This window comes from Dactylosporangium darangshiense (genome assembly GCF_039537565.1).
GTDB lineage: Bacteria > Actinomycetota > Actinomycetes > Mycobacteriales > Micromonosporaceae > Dactylosporangium > Dactylosporangium darangshiense.
Map to the genome: position 1 here is coordinate 1 of NZ_BAABAT010000038.1, position 22647 is coordinate 22647.

At 69.0% G+C, this 22647-nt stretch carries 17 protein-coding genes; 13 read left to right on the top strand and 4 right to left on the bottom strand.

Annotated elements, in window-relative coordinates:
• Positions 1–86: 86 nt before the first annotated feature.
• A complete protein-coding gene (locus ABD901_RS43120; protein WP_345136814.1) occupies positions 87–488 on the bottom strand; it encodes an IS5 family transposase in 402 nt (133 codons plus the stop codon).
• A 273-nt stretch (positions 489–761) separates the two neighbouring features.
• Here ABD901_RS43120 and ABD901_RS43125 point away from each other — a divergent pair, with 273 nt between their 5' ends.
• The 3 genes from ABD901_RS43125 to ABD901_RS43135 all read left to right on the top strand — a co-directional run bounded on the left by ABD901_RS43125 (position 762) and on the right by ABD901_RS43135 (position 4147).
• Positions 762–2729, top strand: a complete 1968-nt coding sequence (locus ABD901_RS43125; RefSeq protein WP_345136816.1) for a glycoside hydrolase family 16 protein — start codon at positions 762–764, stop codon at positions 2727–2729.
• A gap of 243 nt (positions 2730–2972) precedes the next feature.
• Positions 2973–3668 (top strand): hypothetical protein, encoded by a 696-nt coding sequence (locus tag ABD901_RS43130; protein ID WP_345136818.1) that lies wholly within the window; start codon positions 2973–2975, stop codon positions 3666–3668.
• Positions 3669–3682: 14 nt separating this feature from the next.
• Positions 3683–4147 (top strand): transposase, encoded by a 465-nt coding sequence (locus tag ABD901_RS43135; RefSeq protein ID WP_345137011.1) that lies wholly within the window; start codon positions 3683–3685, stop codon positions 4145–4147.
• A 145-nt stretch (positions 4148–4292) separates the two neighbouring features.
• Here ABD901_RS43135 and ABD901_RS43140 read toward each other — a convergent pair whose 3' ends face one another.
• Positions 4293–5639 (bottom strand): IS701 family transposase, encoded by a 1347-nt coding sequence (locus ABD901_RS43140; RefSeq protein WP_345136821.1) that lies wholly within the window; start codon positions 5637–5639, stop codon positions 4293–4295.
• 541 nt (positions 5640–6180) lie between these two features.
• On the bottom strand, positions 6181–7116 hold the full coding sequence (locus tag ABD901_RS43145; protein WP_345136823.1) for a tyrosine-type recombinase/integrase: 936 nt from the start codon (positions 7114–7116) through the stop codon (positions 6181–6183).
• 638 nt (positions 7117–7754) lie between these two features.
• Here ABD901_RS43145 and ABD901_RS43150 point away from each other — a divergent pair.
• Positions 7755–9170: an IS1380 family transposase gene (locus ABD901_RS43150; RefSeq protein ID WP_345136825.1), complete on the top strand. Its 1416-nt coding sequence runs from the start codon at positions 7755–7757 to the stop codon at positions 9168–9170.
• A gap of 734 nt (positions 9171–9904) precedes the next feature.
• Here ABD901_RS43150 and ABD901_RS43155 read toward each other — a convergent pair.
• Positions 9905–10633: a hypothetical protein gene (locus tag ABD901_RS43155; protein ID WP_345136827.1), complete on the bottom strand. Its 729-nt coding sequence runs from the start codon at positions 10631–10633 to the stop codon at positions 9905–9907.
• Positions 10634–11629: 996 nt separating this feature from the next.
• Here ABD901_RS43155 and ABD901_RS43160 point away from each other — a divergent pair.
• The 9 genes from ABD901_RS43160 (at position 11630) to ABD901_RS43200 (ending at position 22644) form a co-directional block, all read left to right on the top strand.
• The gene (locus tag ABD901_RS43160) at positions 11630–12658 is read left to right on the top strand and encodes a hypothetical protein (RefSeq protein WP_345136829.1); all 1029 of its coding nucleotides are present in this window, start codon (positions 11630–11632) and stop codon (positions 12656–12658) included.
• A gap of 126 nt (positions 12659–12784) precedes the next feature.
• Complete coding sequence (locus ABD901_RS43165; protein ID WP_345136831.1) at positions 12785–13123, top strand: pilin; 339 nt, start codon at positions 12785–12787, stop codon at positions 13121–13123.
• 1 nt (position 13124) lies between these two features.
• Positions 13125–14393, top strand: a complete 1269-nt coding sequence (locus ABD901_RS43170) for a conjugal transfer protein TrbL family protein (RefSeq protein ID WP_345136833.1) — start codon at positions 13125–13127, stop codon at positions 14391–14393.
• A complete protein-coding gene (locus tag ABD901_RS43175) occupies positions 14393–14620 on the top strand; it encodes a hypothetical protein (protein ID WP_345136835.1) in 228 nt (75 codons plus the stop codon). The genes ABD901_RS43170 and ABD901_RS43175 overlap by 1 nt, the downstream gene beginning before the upstream one ends.
• Entirely contained in the window at positions 14604–15542 is a 939-nt protein-coding gene (locus ABD901_RS43180; protein WP_345136836.1) for a PrgI family protein, read from the top strand. The genes ABD901_RS43175 and ABD901_RS43180 overlap by 17 nt, the downstream gene beginning before the upstream one ends.
• Before the next feature lie 12 nt (positions 15543–15554).
• Complete coding sequence (locus tag ABD901_RS43185) at positions 15555–17342, top strand: VirB4 family type IV secretion system protein (RefSeq protein ID WP_345136838.1); 1788 nt, start codon at positions 15555–15557, stop codon at positions 17340–17342.
• A gap of 120 nt (positions 17343–17462) precedes the next feature.
• Entirely contained in the window at positions 17463–20012 is a 2550-nt protein-coding gene (locus ABD901_RS43190) for a helicase HerA domain-containing protein (protein ID WP_345136839.1), read from the top strand.
• A gap of 324 nt (positions 20013–20336) precedes the next feature.
• Positions 20337–21314: a replication-relaxation family protein gene (locus ABD901_RS43195; RefSeq protein WP_345136840.1), complete on the top strand. Its 978-nt coding sequence runs from the start codon at positions 20337–20339 to the stop codon at positions 21312–21314.
• 676 nt (positions 21315–21990) lie between these two features.
• Positions 21991–22644, top strand: coding sequence for a hypothetical protein (locus ABD901_RS43200; RefSeq protein WP_345136842.1), 654 nt, complete (start codon positions 21991–21993; stop codon positions 22642–22644).
• The last annotated feature ends 3 nt before the right edge of the window (positions 22645–22647 follow it).

Below are 22647 nucleotides of genomic sequence, written 5' to 3' on the forward strand. Positions count from 1 at the left end.
CTCTTTGGTGTCCGCGCTTTGTCCCGGCGTGACTCGCCGAACCAGTGACCGGCCACGCCCTTCACCGAGCAGGTGGACTTTGGTGGTCAGTCCACCCCGGGACAGACCGATCGCCTGCGCGGCACGTGATTCATCCGCGCTGAGCCCCCTTTGCGGGCCCCCGAAGCGTCCTGGTGGGCCCGCACGATGGTGGCGTCGGCCTGGGCCCGCCAGTCCAACTCGCCGGCAGCGTCCGCATCGGCCTGCAACCGCTGCTCGATACGCGCCCAGGTCCCGTCCTGCTCCCATCGGGAGAACCGCTCGTAGCAGGTCTGCCACGGCCCATAGCGTTGCGGGACCTCACGCCACTTCGCGCCGTTGTCGATCCGCCACAGAATCCCGTTGATCACCTGACGGTGATCACGCCACCGCCCACCACGCTGCGGCGCCACAGACGGCAGCAACGGCGCCAGCCGTACCCACTCCGCATCAGATAGATCAACAGCCACGCCGCAGCACACTACCGCCCACAAGATCCGTCAGACAGGCCCTAAGACTCGATGGCCAGCGGTGATCCTGGGCCAAGTTTAGATGGTGGTGAGCTCGGTTGAGGCTTTGCCGCGCTGTCGGTGGGTTGGTCGTCGAAGTCGTGTGCAAGCTAAGGGTTTTCCACGATGCTATCCCGCGAATACGCGAAGGACACTGTCGCAGTCAGTGATCGCAATCGATCTAGCAAGCGGTGCGGGATTGCCCGCGTGTGCCCGCGCCAGGAAGGAGAGTTCATGCACTTTCCCATCCGGTCCAGAGGTATGCGGCATCTATCCGGGATCGTGGTGGCGATCATCGCTGCCGCGCTCCTAGTGCCGTCACCGGCCGCCGCCGCGGCATCGACGTCCACGGCGCTGACGCTGGGAACCCCGAGCCTGTCGGCACGGCCTGGCGAGAACGTCACGCTGCGCATGAGGTTCGATGCGGTGCCGATGAGCGAGGATTATCGGGTCTTTGTGCACTTCGTCAACAGCAACGGTGCGATTGCCTTCGGCGGCGACCACTATTCGCCGCAGGCGCCCACGACGTGGAACGGCTCGGTCAGCTATGACCAGACCGTTGCCATTCCGTCCACAGCGGCGGATGGGCAGTACACCATCCGTGTCGGCCTGTTCCAGGACCATTCACCGTGGGACCGCGCCACCCTGCTGCCCGGAGATGGCGTCACGGTCGACGACGAGCTGCGCTACATCGTCGGAACCTTGACCATCGGCTCCACGCCCCGGGTTCTGACGCTAGGCACCCAGGCACTTTCCGGCCAGGCCGGTCAGAACGTCACGCTGCGCATGAGGTTCGATGCGGTGCCGATGAGCGAGGATTATCGGGTCTTTGTGCACTTCGTCAACAGCAACGGTGCGATTGCCTTCGGCGGCGACCACTATTCGCCGCAGGCGCCCACGACGTGGAACGGCTCGGTCAGCTATGACCAGACCGTTGCCATTCCGTCCACAGCGGCGGATGGGCAGTACACCATCCGCGTCGGCCTGTTCCAGGACCATTCACCGTGGGACCGCGCCACCCTGCTGCCCGGAGACGGCGTCACGGTCGACGATGAGCTGCGCTACATCGTCGGAACACTCACGATCGGAGCGGTCGGAGCCACGAGGGTCCTCACCTTGGGTACGCCGTCGTTGTCGGTTCAGGCTGGGCAGGCTGTGACAATGCGGATCCGGTTTGATGCGGTGCCGATGGCCGAGGACTATCTGGTGTTCATTCACGTGGTCGATACCAGCGGCGCGATCGTCCTCAACGGCGGCTATCATTCACCGCCCACCGGGACGTCTGCCTGGAGCGGTCTGGTCAGTTACGACCGTACTGTGACTGTTCCTTCCACGTTGTCCGCTGGGAAGTACGACATCCGTGTCGGTCTTTTCCAAGACCACTCGCCGTGGGACCGGGTCGCGTTGCAGGCGGGCTCTGGCGTTTCCGTCGACAGCGGCCTGCGCTACCTCGTCGGAACACTCACGGTCGGAGGCGCCACCACCCCCCCTCCCACCACCAGCGGACCCTACGGCCAGAACGCGGCGAACTACCGCGCGACCTTCACCGAAGAGTTCACCTCTGGAGGAGTCGACACCAGCTTGTGGAACGACCACATCTGGTACGAGAACTCCAACTCCACGATCAACTACAAGGTGACCAACGGAGCCCTCAAGATCTGGCCTCAGCGGGACGCCAGCGGCAACTTCTTCAACCGCACCATCGACACCGACGGCAAGTACTACCAAACGTACGGGTTCTTCGAGATGGAAGCGAAACTTCCCGTCGGAAAGGGCGCCTGGCCCGCGTTCTGGCTCCTCAACCACGATGGTGACACACGCCCGGAAATCGACATCATGGAGGCGTATTCCGGCGGCGGCCCGACCAGCGGATGGAGCGACTCCAACCTGCACCCCACGACCTTCGCCGCCACCGTGTGGCCCACCGGAGCCGCAAACCCCTCGGCGGGGCAGCAGAAACTCGCCACTTCTGACCTGTCTGCCGCCTTCCACAAGTACGGACTCAAGTGGGAACCCAACCGCCTGACCTTCTACTTCGACGGGCAGCAGTTCTACACCGTCAACGTCAGCATGTCTAACCGCATGTACATCCTGCTCGACCTTTGGTTCGGCAGTGCCAGCGGACAGCCCGACGGGACCACCCCGACCGGGGAAAGCAATTCATACATAGTGAACTACGTTAAAGCCTGGCAATTCCAGTAACAATCGCTTCAGCCGGGGCGGGGACAACAGGACTGTCCCTGCCCCCGCAGCCCTCTGTGTCATCCTTTGGGAAGGCAGGGTGACACAGAGGGCTGCAACTTTGACCCGTGAGGGCGTGCAAGGAGAATTACCCCCGTGACATCAGGCGCGGCATCGCTGGTCGCTGAGGCCGTTGCCACCACCAAAGCGGTCCTGGCCGACCAGCGTGCGGCCACCCCGCACGCGGCGGCGGCGGGTGAGATCGTGCTGCGCGCGGACTCGGCGTTCTACTCACGTGCGGTCGTCACCGCCTGCCGCCGGGCCCGGGTGCGGTTCTCGATCACGGTCCGCGTCGATGCCAAGGTCCGCGCGGCGATCGCCACGATCGGCGAGGACGCCTGGACCGAGATCCGCTACCCGCAACCGGTCTGGGACGACGAGCAGCAACGGTTCATCTCCCGCGCGCAGATCGCCGAGACCGCTTACACCGCGTTCGAAGGCACCCGGCACGAGGTCACCGCCCGGCTCATCGTCCGCCGCATCCCCGATCTGAAGAAATCCACAGTGGACGAACAGGGTGAACTGTTCACCGTGTGGCGCTACCACGCCGCGTTCACCGACAGCCCGTACCTGCTGGTCCAAGCCGAGGCCCAGCACCGCGGTCACGCCATCATCGAACAGGTCTTCGCCGAACTCATCGACGGACCTCGCGCACCTGCCATCCGGCCGGTTCAACGCCAACAACGCCTGGCTGACCTGCATCGCCATCGCACACAACCTCACCCGCGCCGCCGCCACCCTCGCCGGACGACCACACCACACCGCCCGCGCCGCCACCGTCCGCCGGCCGGATCACCCGACACGCCCGCGAGATCACAATCCATCTGCCGCAACACTGGCCGTGGCAACACAACTGGCGACGTGCCGCGCAGGCGATCGGTCTGTCCCGGGGTGGACTGACCACCAAAGTCCACCTGCTCGGTGAAGGGCGTGGCCGGTCACTGGTTCGGCGAGTCACGCCGGGACAAAGCGCGGACACCAAAGAGCTGGTGGCCCTGCTGGACGCGGTCAAGGTTCCCCGTCCCGGCGGCAAAGGCCGGCACCGCAAGAGACTCGCGCACCTGACCGCGGACAAGGCGTACGGGTCCAAGGCCAACCGCCGTTCGCTGCGCGCCCGGGGGATCCCGCACACCATCCCGGAACGATCAGATGTGCAAGCCAGCCGAGCCCGTAAGGGATCCCGTGGCGGTCGACCTCCGACCTTCAACGCGGTCCGCTACAGAGACCGCAACCAGATCGAACGGGCCTTCAACCGGCTCAAACAGTTCCGGGCGGTCGCGACACGCTACGACAAGCTCAAATCCCGTTACGAGGCAACAATCGGGATCGCCTCGATCATCATCTGGCTCCGCGCGAAACCCGACCGCAAGAAACCATGATCCGTCAGACAGGCCCTAGTAGTGCTTTGTTAGGTTTGTCGATGGTTGTTGCGGCGTAACGGTTTCACCGTTTGGTGGCAGGTGGGGCATGCGCCGGTCCAGGTTGCGAGCAGTAGTTGCAGCTCGTGGATGACCTTGTAGAGGGTCAGGCCGGCGCATCCGCTTTTGGGTCGAGTCGCAGCATGGTGATGAACAGGTGCGCGGCGGTGACGAGGGTGACGTGGCGGTGCCAGCCCAGCCAGGAGCGGCCTTCGAAGTGGTCCAGGCCGAGGCCGGTTTTCAGTTCACGGTAGTCGTGTTCGATCCGCCAGCGGATCTTCGCGGTCCGGATCAGGTCGGCGGGGTCGGTGTCGGCGGGTTGGCTGGACAGCCAGTAGGTGACGGGCTCGGGCTGGTCGTCGGGCCATTCGGCGATCAGCCACCGTTCGGGCAGGGTGCCGTCGGGGTCTGGGGTGATGCGGTGGCCGGCCGGGCGGACGCGCAGGAACACGAATTGTGAGGTGAGGGTGCCTTTGCTGCCTTCGCGCCAGGCGACGGTGATCGCTGCGGCGCGGCCGGCGTCGGTGATGTGCTGGGCCACGCTGATCGCATCGTTCGGGTAGTCCGGGCGGGTGCGGGTCGGTGGGCGGCCGCGTCCGGACCAGGTGCGTGCCACGGGTGTTGCGTCGGCGGGGTGGGCGAGGGTTTCGCCTTTGACCTGGACGTTGTAGGCGATGCCGCGTTCGTCCAGCGCGGCCCGGAACGGGCCGCTGTCGCCGTAGCCGGAGTCCGCGGCCACCAACGGTGGCCGCAACCCGTGCCCGGCGAGCCCGTCGAGCATCTCGATCGCAAGTGTCCACTTCGGACGGTGGCCTTCACCCTCTGGTATCCCGGACTTGCGGCGCCGTTGCCGTGCCGCCTCGGTCGCCGCCTCGACATCGACAGCAACCGCAGCGGGCGCGGCCGCCGCGGCGGCGGCCCGCGGGGCGTTCGTCAACCGCTTGCGCTGCTTGGCGTTGGCCGCCTTCACCGCCGCCGGTCCAGCCTTGACGGCGTCCCACGACTCCGGCAGAAACAACCGCCAATCGAGGGGACACGACGCCGTATCGGTAACCGCGTGGACGCTCACCCCGATCTGGCAGTTCGCGACCTTCCCCAAGGTCCCGGAGTACTGCCGGGCCACCCCAGGCGAGCCGACACCGTCCTTCGGGAACCCGGTGTCGTCGATCGCCCACGCGACCGGCCCGATCAGCTCGACCGCCCGACCGGCCAGCCGGGCCCGCACCGCCGCCGTGTCCCACGTCGAGGTCGTCACAAACTGCTGCAACCCCTGATGATCCACCCCAAGACGTTCCGCCATCGGCTGCATCGACTTGCGCCGGCCGTCCAGCAACAGCCCACGCACATACGTCACGCCTTTCGCCCGCTGGTCCGAACGGGCCAAAGGCGCGAACACGTCCGCCGCGAACGCCTCAAGGCGTTGCCGCACAACCGAAAGCTCGTCAGGGGTCACCAAGGCATGAAACTACCCGCACCGCCCCGACGACCCCACGACACGCCTAACCTAACAAAGCCCTACTAGTCAAGGGGTCCAACAGCGGCGTGCTAGACGTGGCAGCGGTGCCAAGCGATGGACTTGAGGCCTCCGCGAGTCGCTGACCTGTGGAAACCCCCTACGCTGTCGGAACGGCGAAACTCGGACTCACGACCCTTTGACACGCAATCAAGGTGTGGGAGGCGGTGGCGTGTGTTGCGCTCGACGCTGTCTCGCTGCCGCTGAACGCTCGGCGAGTTGCAGCATGTATGCCTTCCGCGCGTGCTGGGCCATGACCGTGCGCACGTCGGCGGGCAGGACGCCTTGGGGGTCAACCTGCCGTTCGAACCGGTCGAGGAACGCCTTGGTGGCGGCAGCGGTGCGGGCGGCGCGGTCGGCGGTGTTGGCCCACGAGGCGTGTGCCGCGATGCGGGCCCGTCGGCGCCGCCGCTCGGGTGTCAATCCGGCCCGTCGCCGTCCCACTCCACCGCCGTCAGACGCCTCGTGGCTGTTCGTCCGGTCAGACACGTTCACCGATCCCCATCCGGGCCTGAACCTGCTGAGCACGCTCCGCCGCCGCGCTGGCTCCGTAGTGGCGGGGCATGTCCTCGGAGGACCAGCCCAGCACGAGCATCAAGTCGCCGGTGTCTCCTCCGGCCAGCTTCCACTCATGTGCGTAGGTGTGTCGCCACCGATGGGCATGCACGTCGCTGACCCCGGCGCGCTGGCCGCGCCGCTTGAGCATCAGCTTGATCCCGTTGGCGGACAGCCGCTGCGCGCCACGCGCGGCCAGCCACAGGTCGGGCAGGCCGAAACCACGGTGGCTGGCGCGTGCCCGCAGGTACCGGCTGACCGCTCGGGCGGTCTTGGGGCCGACGCGAACTCGCCGGTCCTTGGCGCCCTTGCCGTGGTAGCGCACCGTATCGAGCGATAGGTCGACATCGCCGAGTTGCACGTTGGCCACCTCGGACAGTCGGGCGCCCGTGTTGGACAACAACCGGATGATCGCCTCGTCACGGACCTGGACGAAGTCCTTCCCCTTGCAGTTGTCCAGCAGCTTCTTGGTGTCCCCATCGCGGATGATCGGGATCAGCTTGACCGGCGTCTTCGGCTGGCGTACCCGCAGCATCGGAGACTGCGCGATCTCCTCCTCGTCCAGGGCCAGCCATTTGAAGAACTGCTGCAGGGCCTTGTGCTTGTTTAGCGCGGTCGCGGCCGAACGGGTCTGCACCATCCACGCCTGGAACGCTTCGATATGGCGGCGAGTTACCGCTGTCGGTGTGGACGCCGCCTCGCCCGCATCCAACTGACTGGCCTCGTCAGCCAGGTACCGGCCAAGCTGAGCAACACCGAGGAGGTAGTTGTACCGGGTGGTTGGCGGGTAGTTTCCCGATCGCAGCGAGCGGTCCCAGTCCGTGAGGAACGCCGCCCATGCCGGCGGCAGACCCGTTGTCATCTTGGGAAGATCCGACCTCATGGTCGGACACCCTCCGCCTGCGTAACCGCATCGTGTCGGTATGGGCGCCAGTGGTTCGTAAGGTCCGGACGAATGAATACCCAGCTCGATTGGTTCAACTGGGTGTGCCGGCTCCTGGGAGTTTGGTGCCGGGTGATCGGGCGGGCGCGATCGTCGTCAGCAGCAGCGATGTCGGTCGCCCGATTGGTTTTGTCGCGGCTGATCATCGCGGTGGTGCGTTTCTGCGCAGCCAGATCGTGGTGCGTCGTTGTGGAACTGTGCCCAAGGAGTGCTACCGAGTTCGTCTTCATGACCACAAATGGCCTGCCGGAGTGCCAGTCCACGGCGGCTGTGATCAGCAGGCTGCCCAACAGCCACCCAACAGCCGAGAGGCGTGAAGCGGCTTTTACCCAACAACTCCTCGTTGTCCACCGAACACCTCGGCGAATAGCCAACTGCGGACAGCGGAGAGCAGCTCGACGCACGTGTTGGTTGGACAACGGCGCGTCTCCTGAGCTAACCCGGATCGTTCATGAAGGCGGCCGGGGTTCGTGATCGAAAATGAGGTGGGTGCCTTCCATCTGGGAGGATCTGGCTTGTCGAAGGCTTGATCGTCCGTCACGGAAGGCACCCGCCGAGTGCAGGCTACCGGAACACGTCCGAAGATCGTTGTGAGTGCCGACGGGCGGGGTGTGGTCGGTCATGCCGGCGCCCGGCTCCTGGCTGATGTGGCCGAGGTGACCGGGCTGACCGCCCGGTTCGGTGAGGTCCTCGCGGTGTTGCGGCAACGCCGGGGTGGGCACGATCCGGGCCGGATCGCGGTGGATCTGGCGGTGATGCTCGCCGACGGCGGTGAGGCCATCGCCGATCTGGCGGTGTTACGGGACCAGGCCCAGGTGTTCGGGCCGGTCGCCTCTGGCCCGACCGCATGGCGACTGCTGTCCAAACTGGACAGTCGAGTCCTGGGCGAGCTGGCCCTGGCCCGGGCCCAGGCGCGGGAAATCGCGTGGGCGCAACGGATCGAGACCCACGGCGGCCTTCCGCAGACGACGGCGGGCGGCTCGACGGTGCCGGGTCTGGTCCTGGACATGGACGCCACGATCGTGCTCTGCCACTCCGACAAGGAGTCCGCGACCCCGACGTGGAAGTCCACCTTCGGGTATCACCCGTTGCTGTGTTTCCTGGACAACACCCGCGAAGCCCTCGCGGGGATGCTGCGGGAAGGCCGGGCCGGGTCGAACACCACCGCCGACCACATCACGGTCCTGGACGAGGCCATCGCCCAGATCCCCGACGTCTATCGGCACGGCACCCCGGTCCTGATCCGGTCGGACTCCGCCGGCTGCACCCACGGCCTCCTCGCCCACATCCGCAGCCTGCGCGAACACGGCCTGGACACCCGATTCTCCGTCGGAGTCGCGATCACCGAACCGATCCGCCAGGCCATCCTGACCGCCAAACAGCACAGCCAGTGGGTGCCCGCCGTCGATACCAGCGGCGAACCCCGCGACGGTGCGCAGGTCTGTGAGCTGACCGGCCTCGTCCCCGATGACGGCTACCCGGCCGGGACCCGGTTCATCGTGCGCCGGGAACGGCCGCACCCCGGCGCCCAGCTCAGCTTGTTCGACACGATCGAGGGCATGCGTCACCAGGTCATGGCCACCGACACCCCATCCGGCGACCCCACCAACGGCCCGATCCAGTACCTCGAGGCCCGCCACCGCGCCCACGCCCGCGTCGAAGACCGCATCAGAACCGGCAAAGACACCGGCTTCGGCCGGTTCCCGTCCCGCGCCTTCGCGATCAACCAGGCCTGGCTGCAACTCGCGCTGACCGGCATCGACCTGCTCGTCTGGACCCAGATGCTGCTCTTGGACGGCGAACTCGCCGCCGCCGAACCCAAGAAATTGCGTTACCGGCTCCTGCACGTCGCCGCCCGGCTCACCCGCACCGCCCGCCGAACCCACCTGCGCATCGCCGAAACCTGGCCCTGGGCAACCGACCTCGCCGCCGCGTTCGCCCGCCTCGCCGCACTGTCCCAGCCGATCACCTGAACCGCGCACCACAACCCGACGAGCCATCCGGAGCAGCCCGGCCAAGGGCCGGGCCGTCACCGTGCCCCGCGCACGCAGACAACCTCAACGAAGATCAACTCACCGTTGAACAACGTTGATCAACAGCTAGCGAAAGGCCGGGGCTAACAGCCGCCGACGAGCCCGTGCATACGACGGCGCTGGTGCTGCGCGCATGAGTCTGGCCGGCTAGGTCAACCGCAACCCCGGCAGGATCGACCGGCCGGCTGATCGCACATCGGCCTGAGACGGGTGCCAAGCGGTGAATGGCGCCGGAGAGTCGACGCGGCGGAAGGGCTCCGGCGGCAGCACACGCCGCGGCAGCGGCTGCAGGCTGCAGGCTGCAGGCTGCAGGCTGCAGGACCATGGTCTCCGGCACCCCGTACTCGGTCGCGACCCTGGTCCACCTCGCGCCGTACGTCCATACATGCCTGTCGAACGCGGCGAGCTGTGTGGCATCTGCGCTCGATGGGCGCGCAGGGCAGTGCCTGCGGACCCGTCAAGCTGGACGAACCCGATGCGCACCTCAAGCGGTGCATCCTCGGCGAGGCGAGCCGGTGGGGGAGCGGCTGCAGTCCGGCCGGTTGGCGGCGGCAGGGTAGCTCGACTCAGCCGGCACCGTCGACGCCGACTTGTCGCTGTCAGCGGCCTCGTGGTCGCGGGCCGCCCGGCTCAGGTGTGCTGGCCGGGCGTCCACGGGCCGCTCGGGGCCGCGGCTATCCACTGGGATGTGCCTTAGTGAAGACCAACAGATCGACGTGGTAGCTCGGGCCGCTGCCATCGTTCGGCCGGTCCCGTCGCGCCGCCTCAGCCTCGGCTCTCGTGGCGTAGTAGACGAACTCGTCGCCGTGGCCGGGACCGGTGATTGCCACGATTTGTAGGACGTGGGTCAGGCCCGCGGCGCGGGCAGCGGGCAGCAGCTCGCTCGCGTGCTCGGCGTATGTCGTGCCGGGTTTGCCAGGTGCGGCGGAGCTGACGGCGGCGATCGCGCAGGTGTCGGCCGTCATGATGAGCCGGCACGCGGTGAACAGGTCGGCGATGCTGGCCCGGGTTCGGGTGGTGTGCTGTGGCGGCCACCGTAGGACGATGAGGCTGACGGGTGCGGTGAGGGTGTCGAGGTCGGCGACCGTGCTGGGGTCGGTGATGGACAGGTACGTGCGGGACGTGTGGGCGCTGGCGTGCTCCAGCTGCGGGTCGCTGTCGAAGTCGACGACCGCGTCGCCGCGTCGGGTGTACACGAGGACGAGTCGCTGCGCCAACCGCGACGCAAGCCGGGTGCCCGGGGCGGTGACGGTTCCGGCGTCGTCACGGTCGTCGAGCCGCCACACGGCGATCGGGACATCGCCACCGACGAGGACCTCCTCGTCGTCGTGCTGTCGTGCGACGTGATCGGACGGGTTCGGGCGTGCGGCGCCGTTCGGCGTGAAATCGGGTAGTGCTGTCATGTGCGGGTTGGCTCCCGCGCTGACTGGCCGTGTTCGCACCTACGAATGGCCTCGTCGGTGCAGTCGAGAGCATCTCCGCTGATGGCCACGAACCCAACAGCGCCCAACAGGGTTCGGCTCTGTTGGCGTTGTTACCCGACAGTAGGAGGGTGTTCTCCCAACAGCTTCTCAGGTTCGACCCAACAGCTGTCGGTGTTGGCCAACAGCCTCTGTGTTGAGTCGAACAGCAGATTCCGTGTGCGCTGTTGGCTAGCCAACAGCCGGCCTCCTGTGATCGGCGCATCCTGGCGGCGGCCGTGGCAGCGACGGTAGGGCAGCCAGGGCCGACGTCGGTATCAGGCTCGACACGGCGGGCGTTCGCTATGCGAGCGTTGAGCCTCGCGGACGGCTGCAGCACCCGCCGCGTTGAGGTCACGTTTGAGCTTGTAGATGACTGTGGGGCGCCGCGACGACGGCCAGCTCGAGCAGAGAGCCCGCCAGCAGGAACGATTCGGCGATCCAGGCCGCCCAGATCGGCCCGGCAGGCGGCCGGCTCGGGCGCTACGTGCCCGACCACCCAGGCACTGCCGCCTGCCAGGCCGGCGGGGGTCAGGCCGAACCTGCCCATGCCAGCCGTGCGCTTGAGCCGTGCCCGAATGCGGGCGGTGTGGTCTCAGGGTTGTAGATGCGTAGGGAACATGCTCAGTGCGCCACTGCGCCTCCTCCCAGGGGAGCGAACACCAGAGAGGCGGCTCGAGGGACGTCGAGGGTCGTCGGTCTGCGGATCTTCCCACCCAACAGCACCCAACAGGGCTGTGAGCTGCGCTGCTTGGCCGCCGCGCCCGATATTGCCGGGCGCCGTGTTCCTGTTGGCTGTTGGGTGGACATGCCCCCCTGAGCAGGCCCAACAGGCGACCGGCTCCGCTCGCGTGATCTTGGACTGTTCGGTAGGCGTGCGCGGATGGAGGTCTCGCACCGCCGTTAAGGTGCGGTGCCCTTCGGCTCGCAAGGGATGCCATGTCTGCTCGATCCTGGCCGTCGTCGCCGCTGGCCGCGGCCGGCCGTGCCTTCACCCTGCTGGTCCAGCCGCCCACGCAGGTCGGCTTCGACGGCCGCGGGTTCGACGGCCTACCGGATGAGATCCTGCCGCTGGAACGGCTCCGCGCGCTGCTCCTGGCGCCGCACACAAGCGTCGAGGCCCGCGACGCGGTATGGCGTGAGCTCGTCATCCGCGCTCGCCGGGACGGCCCGGCCTGGGTCGTGGCCGCGGTGGGCATCGCCCTGCCCGGCCTGCGACACGTCGCCGGACTGCTCGCGGCGGGATGGCGCGGCGACACCCGCGACCTGGACGCGGAACTGCTGGCCGGCTTCGTTGAACGGCTCAAGACCATCGACCTGCAGCCACCCAGGGTGGTCGGCCGGCTCATCGACGCCGGTCTGCGCGCCGCCCGCAAGGCCCGCGACGCCGAATCCGACGCCCAACTCATCCACACCGACGCGACCGGGCCGATCGCGCCGATCCAGCCATGGGACCACCCAGACCTGGTCCTCGCGCGTGCGGTGGCGGCCGGCGTCATCGACGCCGACGAAGCGAACCTGATCGCCGTGACCCGCCTGGAAAACGCCACCCTCGCCCAAGCAGCGGCACGCATCGGTATCACCGCCAGCCTGGCCTCGTCGTGGCGGCTCAAGGCCGAACGCCGGCTGTTGGAAGCCATCCGCGAGGGCGACCTCGCGTTCGTGCCACTGCGGCCCCGCCCCCGCCGACGCGGCGCCAACGCCGGTGCGACCCGACAGCGAGTCGCTCTCACGGATGGTGCGGCCCAACAGCAGGCCGCCGCGAACCGACAGCGCATGGCAGCGACTCAACAGCGAGTCGCTGCCGCGGGCGCGACGCAACAGCGACGGGCTGTTGGGGCGCTGTTGGGTGGCGCCTCGGAGGCGGACGTCGTGTTGGCCACCCAACAACGGGCCTTCGTGGGCAAGACATCGGACCGAGCAGCGGCCGGTGTCGGCGCCCCGGGGATCGAGGCGGTGCCGGCCTGAGTGGCCGTGTTCGCACCCGATCACCTCATGGCTGGAAGGAGCGACGCTCCCACGGCCCGTCCCGCTCCCCGGTGGCGCACCTCAACCCCAATCGAGCCCCGCACGCCGGGGCGGGAGGTGCCCATCATGTTCCGCCGCACCATCTACCGCATCACCACCGCCACGGCCGTGTTCCTGGCGACCGTGGCCGGCTCGGCCCCGGCGTACGCGGCCGAGCCGCAGATCCTGGCCGCCTACACGCTGCCTGTGATCATCGGCAACATCACGGCCTGGATCGTCGGGCTGCTGGTCGGTGTCGCCACCCTGTTCCTCACCATCGGCGGCCTCCGCCGCCTGGCCGCGGGCGGCGACCCGACCGAGATCGAGAAGGCCAACTCGGCGTTCAAGAACGCCCTCATCGGTTACGCCCTAGCAGTCCTCGCGCCGATCCTGCTCGCGGTCGTGCAGGGCTGGATCGGGGGCTGAGATGGGCGGCTGGCTCGCCGACCAGATCATCGGCCCCATCCTCACCTGGTTCGCCGAGACCGTGATCGGCGCGCTCAACGCCCTGTGGGAACTGCTGTCGGCCACCGCGTTCGTCAGCCCCGACGTGACCGAACTGCCGCAGGTCACTGCGTTCGCCAGCACGTCGCTCGGCATTGTCAACACCGTCTACGTGCTGGCGTTCCTGTGGACGGGCATCCTGGTGATGGGCCGCGACACCATCCAATCGCAGGTCGGGCCGGGCGAGCTGATCCCTCGCCTGGTCATCGGCCTGATCGCCGCCAACTTCGCCATCCCGCTGTGCTCCACCATCATCGGGCTGGCCAACTCGTTCACCGCCGCACTGACCAGCCAGGACATCACCGCGCCCGGCTCGATGCAGCAACTGCGCAACACCACGGTCAGCGCGCTGAGCGACCGGAACGGCGCCAGCCCGGTCAGCTTCCTGCTGCTGCTCATCGGCCTGCTGATCGCGGTGCTCACCGGCACCCTCCTCGTGCAGTGGATCCTCCGGCTCGGGGTGCTCATCGTGGCCGTTGGCATCGCACCGATCGCCCTGGCCCTGCACGGCACCCCGCAGACCGAGGGCGCCGCAAAGCTGTGGTGGCGCACGATCCTCGGCACGCTCGGGATCGTCGTGCTCCAAGCGGTCGCCCTGCACACCACACTGCAGATCTTCCTCAACCCGGACAGCAACCTGCGCGTGCTCGGGCTGCCGATCCCCGGCGGCGAACCCAACGCGATCATGAACCTGTTCATCGTGCTCTGCCTGCTGTTTGGCGTTGTCAAGATCCCCGGACTGATGCGCCGCTACATCACGCAGAGCCGACCGAACGCGATGGGCACGATCCTGCGCGTCGTGCTCGTGCAGCAGCTGACCCGCGGGATCTCCCGCGCGTTCGGCGGCGGTAAGAGCGCCGCGGGGGCCACCAGCCGAGCCGGCCGAGCCGGCGGCGGTACGGGCGGCGCGAATGGGGCCAACCGGCCGTGGCCGGTGACCTCAGGCGGCGGAGGCGGGGGCCGCACGCGCCCCGCCGCGGCCTCTGCGCCGTCCCCGACACCGCGCGCCGGCGGTTCCACGCCCCGGCCGTTGCCGCGGCCGGCGGGTGCCGGTCCCGGCCGGACCGGCATCACCTACCCGACCGGTCGACCCGCACGTCCGTACACCCGCGAGGAGCTCGCCGGCGGCGTCGACCTCTACACCCGCGCCATGAAAGCCCGCGCAGCCGCGCCCGCCCGAAAGGCAACCTGATGACCACCATTCGCCGCACCTCGCGCTCGCACGACGAGATTGCCGAACTGTCCGACGCTCCGCAGGCCACGTCCACCATCGTCGCCATCGCCTGGCCCACCGGTCGGCCGATCCACCGATACACCACCGCTGAACTCGCCGACGGTGTGGACCTTTACACCCGGGCGATGAAGGCCCGTGCCGCCGGCATCGCACATCAGGGGGGTCACGATGCGCCAGAGCGATGAGGTCACCCCGCACGCTCGAATTCCTGCCGACGTCGATACCCCGGACAAGATCGTCTACGGGTTGACCGCCCGGCAGTTGGCCATCCTGGCCGTGGCCGTTGTGATCGGCTACGGCATCTTCCGAGCGGTGGGGACGCTGCTGCCGCAGCCAGTCCTGTTCGCGATCCTCACCCCCCTCGCGGGTGCGGCGATCGTACTGGCCTTGGGTCGCCGTGACGGCCTGTCCATGGATGCCTGGCTGTTGTCGGCGGTGCGGCATACCCGCAGCCCGAAGCGGATGGCCCCGGCCCCGGCTGGCCGGCCCACCGCGGTACCGGCCTGGGCGCCGGCCACTGAGACACCCGCCGCGGCGGTGCCAGTGCTGCGATTGCCGGCCAAGGCGATCAGCGCCACCGGCGTCATCGACACCGGCCTGCAGGCGGTGGCGCTGGTCGCCTGCACCACCGTGAACATCGGGCTGCGTACCGGCGACGAGCAGGCCGCTCTGATCGGCAGCTACGGCCGATGGTTGAACTCGCTGTCCGGGCCGGTGCAGATCGTGATCTCCGCGCAGCGGGTCGATCTGTCCAGCCACGCCCAGCGCATCATCGACAACGCCGAGACGATCGCCAACCCGGCTCTGGCCGACGCCGCCCGGGACTACGCCGACTTCCTCGACGACCTCGCCGCGCGCCGGGACCCGCTATGGCGGACCGTCACCGTCGCGGTCACAGCAGCTGGCGACAAGGGCCGCGACACCGAAGTGCTGCGCCGCGCTGAGCACGCGGCGTCCGCGCTGTCCGCGCTCGGTGCGCAGACCGCCGTGCTGGACGGCGGTCGGGCCGCCGCGGTGCTGACCTGCGCCACCGACCCGTACACCCCGGCCGATCTCACCTGGGCCCGTGCCCTGCCCGACGCGGCCATCACCGGACCCGAAGACTGACAGGAGACTGCCATGCCCCTGCTGCAACGGCGAAAGCCGACCAGCACTGACGCGAGCCCGGCCGATGCGGCCGGACTCGCGGCCGTACTGGGCCCGGCAGCGGTTCAGAACACGCCCCGATACCTGCGCGTCGGTGACGGGTACGCGGCCACGCTGATCGTGACCGGCTACCCGGCCGAGGTCGGCCCAGCGTGGCTGGACCCCTTGCTGGCCTGGCCGGGCCGGCTCGACGTCGTCGTCTACATCGACCCCCTGCCGCCGCAGATCGCCGCGGCCAGGCTGCGTAAGCAGCGGGCCCGGTTGGAGTCCAACCGGCGTACCGACGCGGAGAAGGGCCGCCTGGTCGATCCGATCACCGAGGCCGCCGCCGACGACGCCGCGGAGCTGGCCGACCGGATCGCACGCGGCCACAGCAAGCTCTTCCGGGTTGGCCTGTACCTGTGCGTGCACGCTACCAGTCTCGACGAGCTCGACGAGGCGGTCGCGCACGTGCGGGCCACCGCCGCCTCCGTCCTGCTGGACACGCAGCCCGCGACGTGGCGGCAGCTGCAAGGATGGACGGCCACCCTGCCCCTCGCAACTGACGGACTCGGGATGCGCCGGATCATGGACACCGACGCGATCGCGTCGGCGTTCCCCCTCGCCTCCTCCGACCTGCCGGCGCCGCTGCCGGGTGAGCCGGGCGCCACCGGGGGCATGCTCTACGGCCTCAACCCCGACAGCAACGGGGTTGTGTGGTGGGACCGGTGGGCGCAGCACAACGCCAACAGCGTCGTCCTGGCCAGGTCGGGGGCCGGCAAGTCGTACTTCATCAAGCTCGAAGTGCTCCGCTCCCTCGCCGACCGTGTGCACGTGGCGGTGATCGACCCCGACAACGAGTACATCCGCCTCGCCGACGCGGTCAGCGGCGTCACGATCGCGCTCGGCGCCAGCGGTGTCCGGCTCAACCCCCTCGACATCCCACCAGGTGACCGCCGACCACAGGCACGGACGTACCGGGCGCTGTTCCTCCACACGCTGATCAGCGTGCTGTTGGGACAGCAGCCACCGCCGTCGGAGCGGGCCGCACTGGACAAGGCGATCAACGACGCCTACGACCAGGCCGGGATCTCCAACGATCCCGACACCTGGCGCCGACAGGCGCCCCTGCTCTGCGACGTGGCCACGGCGCTCACCGACCAGCGCACCGAGGCCGCGGACACCCTCGCGGCGCGGCTGACGCCGTGGACGAGCGGGTCGTTCCGGGACCTCTTCGACGGTCCCACGACGACCGTGCCGAGCGGGCAGTTGGTGTGCTGGTCGACGCGGCAGCTCGCCGACGAGCTGCGTGCCCCCGGCATGCTCCTCGCGCTGGACGCAATCTGGCGCGAGGTCGACACCCCGGCCATCCGCTCGGCGCACATCCCGCGGCGGCTGGTCGTCGTCGACGAAGCCTGGACCCTGCTGCGCGACGGCGAAGGTGCCAAGTTCCTGGCCCGCCTCGCCAAGTCCGCGCGGAAGCGGCGGGCCGGACTCGCGGTCATCACCCAGGACGTCGGGGACCTGCTCGGCTCCGACCTCGGCCAGGTCGTCATCGCCAACGCCGCCACCCAGATCCTGCTGCGACAGGCGCCACAAGCAATCGACCTCGTCGCGGACGTGTTCGGTCTGACCGCCGGCGAGGCGCGAGTGCTGCTCGGCGCCCGCCGCGGCGAGGGCCTGCTGATGTCCGGTACGCACCGGGTTGGTTTCCAGGCCGTGGCCTCCAAGAAGGAGCACCGGCTGTGCATCGGTGATCTGGAGTTGCCCGACGACGAGTAACCGCACCACCACAACGTCACAGCCGGGACTGGCGGTGACGTGACCACACCAGTTTAGGGCCGTGGGCCGCCAGCAATGGCGGCCCACGGCCCTTTTTTGTTCTCTGAAAGGGCCCGACCAGTGAACACCAGCCAGGTATTTACGCGAATCGCCGCGTTCTCCCCCACGCCCGCGCCTTCTCCCACCGCACCGCCGGCGCCGCCGCTACCCGGCCCGTCGCAGTGGCTGCTCGACACCGCCACCGCTGCCGTCGACTGGTGCCGGGACCGGCCCTGGCTCGCGCTCGTCGCCGTGCTGCTCCTCGCTGCCGGCTACACCGCGCGCACCGTCGTGGCCGGCCGCCGGCACGCCTGGATGGCCCGGCACGCGCAGCTGATCACCATCAGCCCGCCGCCGGAGGTCGACCCGGACGGCGCCGCCACGCTCTGGGCCACCCTCGCCGAGATCGTGCACATCGGATGGCGAGGCCGCCTGCGTGACGGCCGCCCACACATCGCAATCGAGTACCGGTGGGGCGGCCGGGAACTGACCATCGCGGTCTGGGTGCCACGCACCATCCCGCCCGGGTCGATCCAGGCCGCGATCCGCGGTGCCTGGCCCGGAGCCGCGTGCTCTGTCACCGACGCCGACCCGCCGCTGCCCCTGGAGGCCCTCGACGTCGGCGGCGCGCTCGCCCCCACCCTGCCGGCCTGGTATCCGCTGCAGACCGACCACGACAACGACCCGATGCGCACCCTCATCGCGGCCGCGTCCGGGCTGCACGCCGCCGAGTCAGCCTGCGTGCAGGTCCTGGCCCGACCCGCCACCAACCGACAGATCCGCCGGCTGCGCCGCGGCGTGCAGAGCCTACGCACCGGCCGGCCACCGCGAGACCTGCTCGACCCCGCCACCTGGCTGCGCGTCGTCCTCGACCTCAGCCTGGAGCTGTTCAGCACCGGCCGGCGTACTCATCCGGCCGCGCGGCACACGCCGATACCTGGCAGTGATCCGCAACGCGAGCGTGACGGCCGGGCTGGCGTCGACAAGCTTGCCGGCACCCAGTGGGAGGTGGCGCTGCGCTTCGCCGTCGCGAACACCAACCCCCGTGGCAGGACCCCCGACGACCTCAAACCCCGACTGGTCACCCTTGCCCACGGCATCGCTTCCGCGTTCGGGTCCTGGACCGGCCGCAACCGGCTCCGCCGGCTAAAGATCAAGCATCCGGCCCGGGTTCTGGCTGCCCGGGTGCTGCGCCGCGGGTTCCTGCTGTCGTCCGCAGAGTTGGCCGCGATCGCGGCGCTGCCGCAGGACATCGCCGTGCCCGGTCTGGACCGGGCCCGTGCCAAGCCGATGCCCGCCCCGGTCGCCGTCGCGTCGGGCGGACGCGGCACGAAAGTCCTCGGCAAGGCCGACGTCGGCGGCCATTCCGTCGCCCTCAACGTCGTCGACGCCCGCCAGCACCTGCACGTGCTCGGCTCCACCGGCTCCGGCAAGTCGACGCTGCTGCTCAACATGATCCTCGACGACATCCACGCCCGTCGCGGCGTGGTCGTCATCGACCCTAAAGGCGACCTGGTCCTTGATCTGCTCGACCGGATCCCGGTCAGCCACGCGAAACGGCTGACCATCATCGACCCTGACCAGCCGGCCGGGACCACCCTCAATCCACTGCAGGGCGACGACCACGACCTGGTCGTGGACAACATCGTCAGCATCTTCGGGCGGATCTTCGCCAAGCACTGGGGGCCACGGATCGATGACACACTGCGCGTCGCCTGCCTGACGCTGCTGCGGAAGGCCAACGCCACGCTGACCTTGATCCCGCCGCTGTTGAATGACAAACAGTTCCGATACGCCTTCACCCAGGACCTCGACGACCCCGAGGGCCTGCGCGGTTACTGGGAATGGTTCGAGTCGACCCCGCCGCCGCTGCGAGCCCAGGTCATCGGCCCCGTGCTGTCCAGGCTCCGCGCGTTCTTGTTGCGTGATTTCGTCCGCCGCACCCTCGGCGCGCCGCAGTCGAGCTTCGACATGCGCCGCGTCCTCGACGGCGGCATCCTGCTCGCCCGGCTACCGAAAGGCCAGATCAGGGAGGAGACCGCCAGGCTGATGGGCAGCTTCGTCCTCGCCTCAGCCTGGCAGACCGCGACCGGCCGGGCACGGCTGCCCGAACCGGACCGGCGAGACTCTTTCGGATATATCGATGAGGCCCACAACTTTCTGAACCTGCCGGGCAGCGTCGGGGACATGCTCGCCGAGGCCCGCGGATATCACTTCGGCCTGGTCCTGGCCCATCAGAATCTGTCGCAGATGCCGCGGGAGACGCAGCTGGCCATCTCCGCCAACGCCCGGAACAAGGTGTTCTTCTCCTGCGCCCCGGAGGATGCCCACCAGCTGGCCCGACACACCATGCCCGAGCTCGACGAGCACGACCTCAGCCACCTGGACGCCTACCGGGCGGCCTGCCGGCTGGTCGTCAACAGCCGCGAGACCGCGGCGTTCACCCTGCGGACCAATGAGTCGAGGACGCTGGTCGGGGAAGCGACGGCGGTTCGGCAGGCCGCCGTGGCCGTATCCGGCCCGTCCAGGAACCGTACGGCAATCGCCCAGTTCGCCGGCGTGGCCGACTCACCGAGCGGTGACGGCCCGGAGCCGGGCAACCCAACAGCCGCCCAACAGGACGTCGCGTAACCCAACAGCCACGTCAAACAACGCTCGGGTTCGCGACCGCCGGCGGCCTACACGGCGACAGGCGCCGCCCACGCAGCACGACGGCGGACACGCAACATCCCTCAGCGGCCACGGGGGAGCGGCTGAGGGACGTCGTCAGCGTATGTCCCGCCACCCGGCGATCACCAGATCGACGCCGCTCGTGACGCCGACAGGTCCCGCCACCGTCTGCTGGCTCAGCCAGGACCCGGTTGCCGCAACAGCCACCGACTCGGCCGGCACCCGGCGCCGTGCTGCCGAGGCCAGGCCGCCCAAATCCATCCAACAGCCCAGGTAGGAGCCGTCATGTCCGCGAACATCGAATCCCGACACTTCCCCCAGGGGGAACTCTCCACGGGGGACACGCCCCGTGTCGTGCTCCGCACCACCGACCCACGTCGCACCTCCGCTCATACCCTCATCGACATCTCCCACCGTCTCCGGCCTCGCGACTACACCATCGCCTCGCTTCTCGACGAGCACACCACCCTGACCACCGAGCACCTCAGCTCGATCCTGTTCGCCAACCCCACCACCTGCCGGCACCGCCTCCAGCTGCTGCGCCGCCTCGGCTTCATCGACCGGTTCATCCGCAACCGGCCTGGCGCACCCAACCCAGTCTGCTGGCTGCCCGGCCTGCTCTCGTCCCGGTACGCGGCGCTGGCCCGCGAGGAGAGCCCACCCTCCGCCAGAGCCGTACGGGATCGCCAGGACCGGGTCTACTCCAGTCCCACCCTGGAACACCTCCTTGCCGTCAACCAGTTCTTCGTCGGCCTGCTCGTGCACGCACGCCGGAGACCGGCGGCGGCGTTGACCCGCTGGTGGTCCGAACGCACCACGGCGGCGGCGTTCGGCCACCGGATCAAGCCCGACGGGCACGGCGTGTGGACCGACGGCGACCAGGAGACGGGGTTCTTTGCAGAAGTCGATCGCGGCAGCGAGCCGATTGGCCGCCTGGTCGACAAGCTGGCTTCCCATCGGAAGCTGCGTGCCGAGGGCGGCCCGCAGTACCCAATCCTGTTCGTCCTGCCCAGCCGGCTGCGGGAGCAGAACCTGCACCGCAAGCTCGCTGACCGGCCCGAGCCGACCCTGGTCGTCGCGACCACGTCGCCGGAATCCGGGCTCGATCCGGCTGGCCCGGTGTGGCGGCTGGCCGGCAACGGCCGCCACCGGCTCGCCCTGGCCGATCTGCCCAGCAGCCACGGCCAGCCCGGCCCCCTCACGCCCGGACCGACACGGCCAGAGGACGATCCGCTCCGGCTGGTCCTCGACTCCACCAACTGACGCCCGGCGGCGTGCTCACGCCCCCGATGCCACCGATCTCGAGTCCGTCTGCCAGCGCCGGGCGCCGTGGATACGGACCCGAGGTCGTGCTCGTCCTGCGGGCAGCTCGACGCCGCGGCGACCACGGCTGCGGGCGGGGCGGCACGCCCGGCGTTGGAATTCACGCTCGGCAACCCGAATCGACCCCAGGCCGAACGTGCCGCCCACCGCCGTCGACACCCAACAACCACGCGCTGGCTGTTGGTGTTGGCCAGCAGCGCGTCGCGCCAACCCAACAGGGTCTTGCCCGCCAGCACCGTCACGCGTGCGGCGCACCCAACAGGGCAGTTCAGCAGGGGTTTCCGGCGGATACGCGCGGTCGGTGGCGTGTTGGGTGATCGGGCTACGGTGAGGGCTCAATTTCATTGAAACCCCCTATGCACCACCATCCGGGCCACGCCGCCCACGACCGCGGTCGCAACCGCCCACCCGCCATCCGGCCGGTCGGCCTGCCCCGCCCGTGGGCGCCTCGCCCACCCACAGCACCACCTCGCGCCTTCCAGGCGCCAACAACGGGTTCTTCCCGCGTGCCGCTGGCCGCTTTCGTGGTCGAGCCCTTACCTCCCTTTTCGCGGGAACCCGACTTCGGCATGCCCCGTGTCCCGCCACGTCCGTTGCGGAGGAGACCGTGCTCAACATGTCCCTGACCATCGTGTGCCTGCCCAACGGCACCCCCACCGACCAACTGGCCGCCACGGCCGCAACTCGCCTCTCGGCGACGCCGCTGACCAACCTCGGCAGCGCCGGGCACTTCATCACCACCACCCGCTTCCACCGCGGCAACCTGCTGCAGCCATGGAAGTACACCGCCGCCGGTGGGCCCGTCCGACTCCTGGACCTCGACGCCATGCGCGCCGCCGCCCACCGGGCCTACTGGTACCGCTGGCACATCTGGGACAAGGTCGTCGCCGGTACCCGGCCCGCCCAGCCCTTCTGGACCTTCCTCGACCGGCACCGCGATACGCCGTACAAATACCCGCTCGCCAAGGCTCACCGGCACTACCGCGCCCAACCCCGCATCGCGACCATGCTCACCTACAACGCCCTGCCGAACAGGATCATGGAGTTGCCTACCAGCCATCTGGAGGCATTCCAGACCGGCGCGCACGGCTACGCCAACTACGGCTACCTCTGTGCCGTCCCGGGCAACCACCTGCTCTGCCTCGACGGCACTCACCTGGCGGCCACCAGCGACCAGTACGCGCTACACCTGGCCTACCTGGCCGAAGCCAACCACCGCATCACCGCATTGAACCACCGCGACGTCCTCGTCGCCCTGTGCACGAGCTGACCC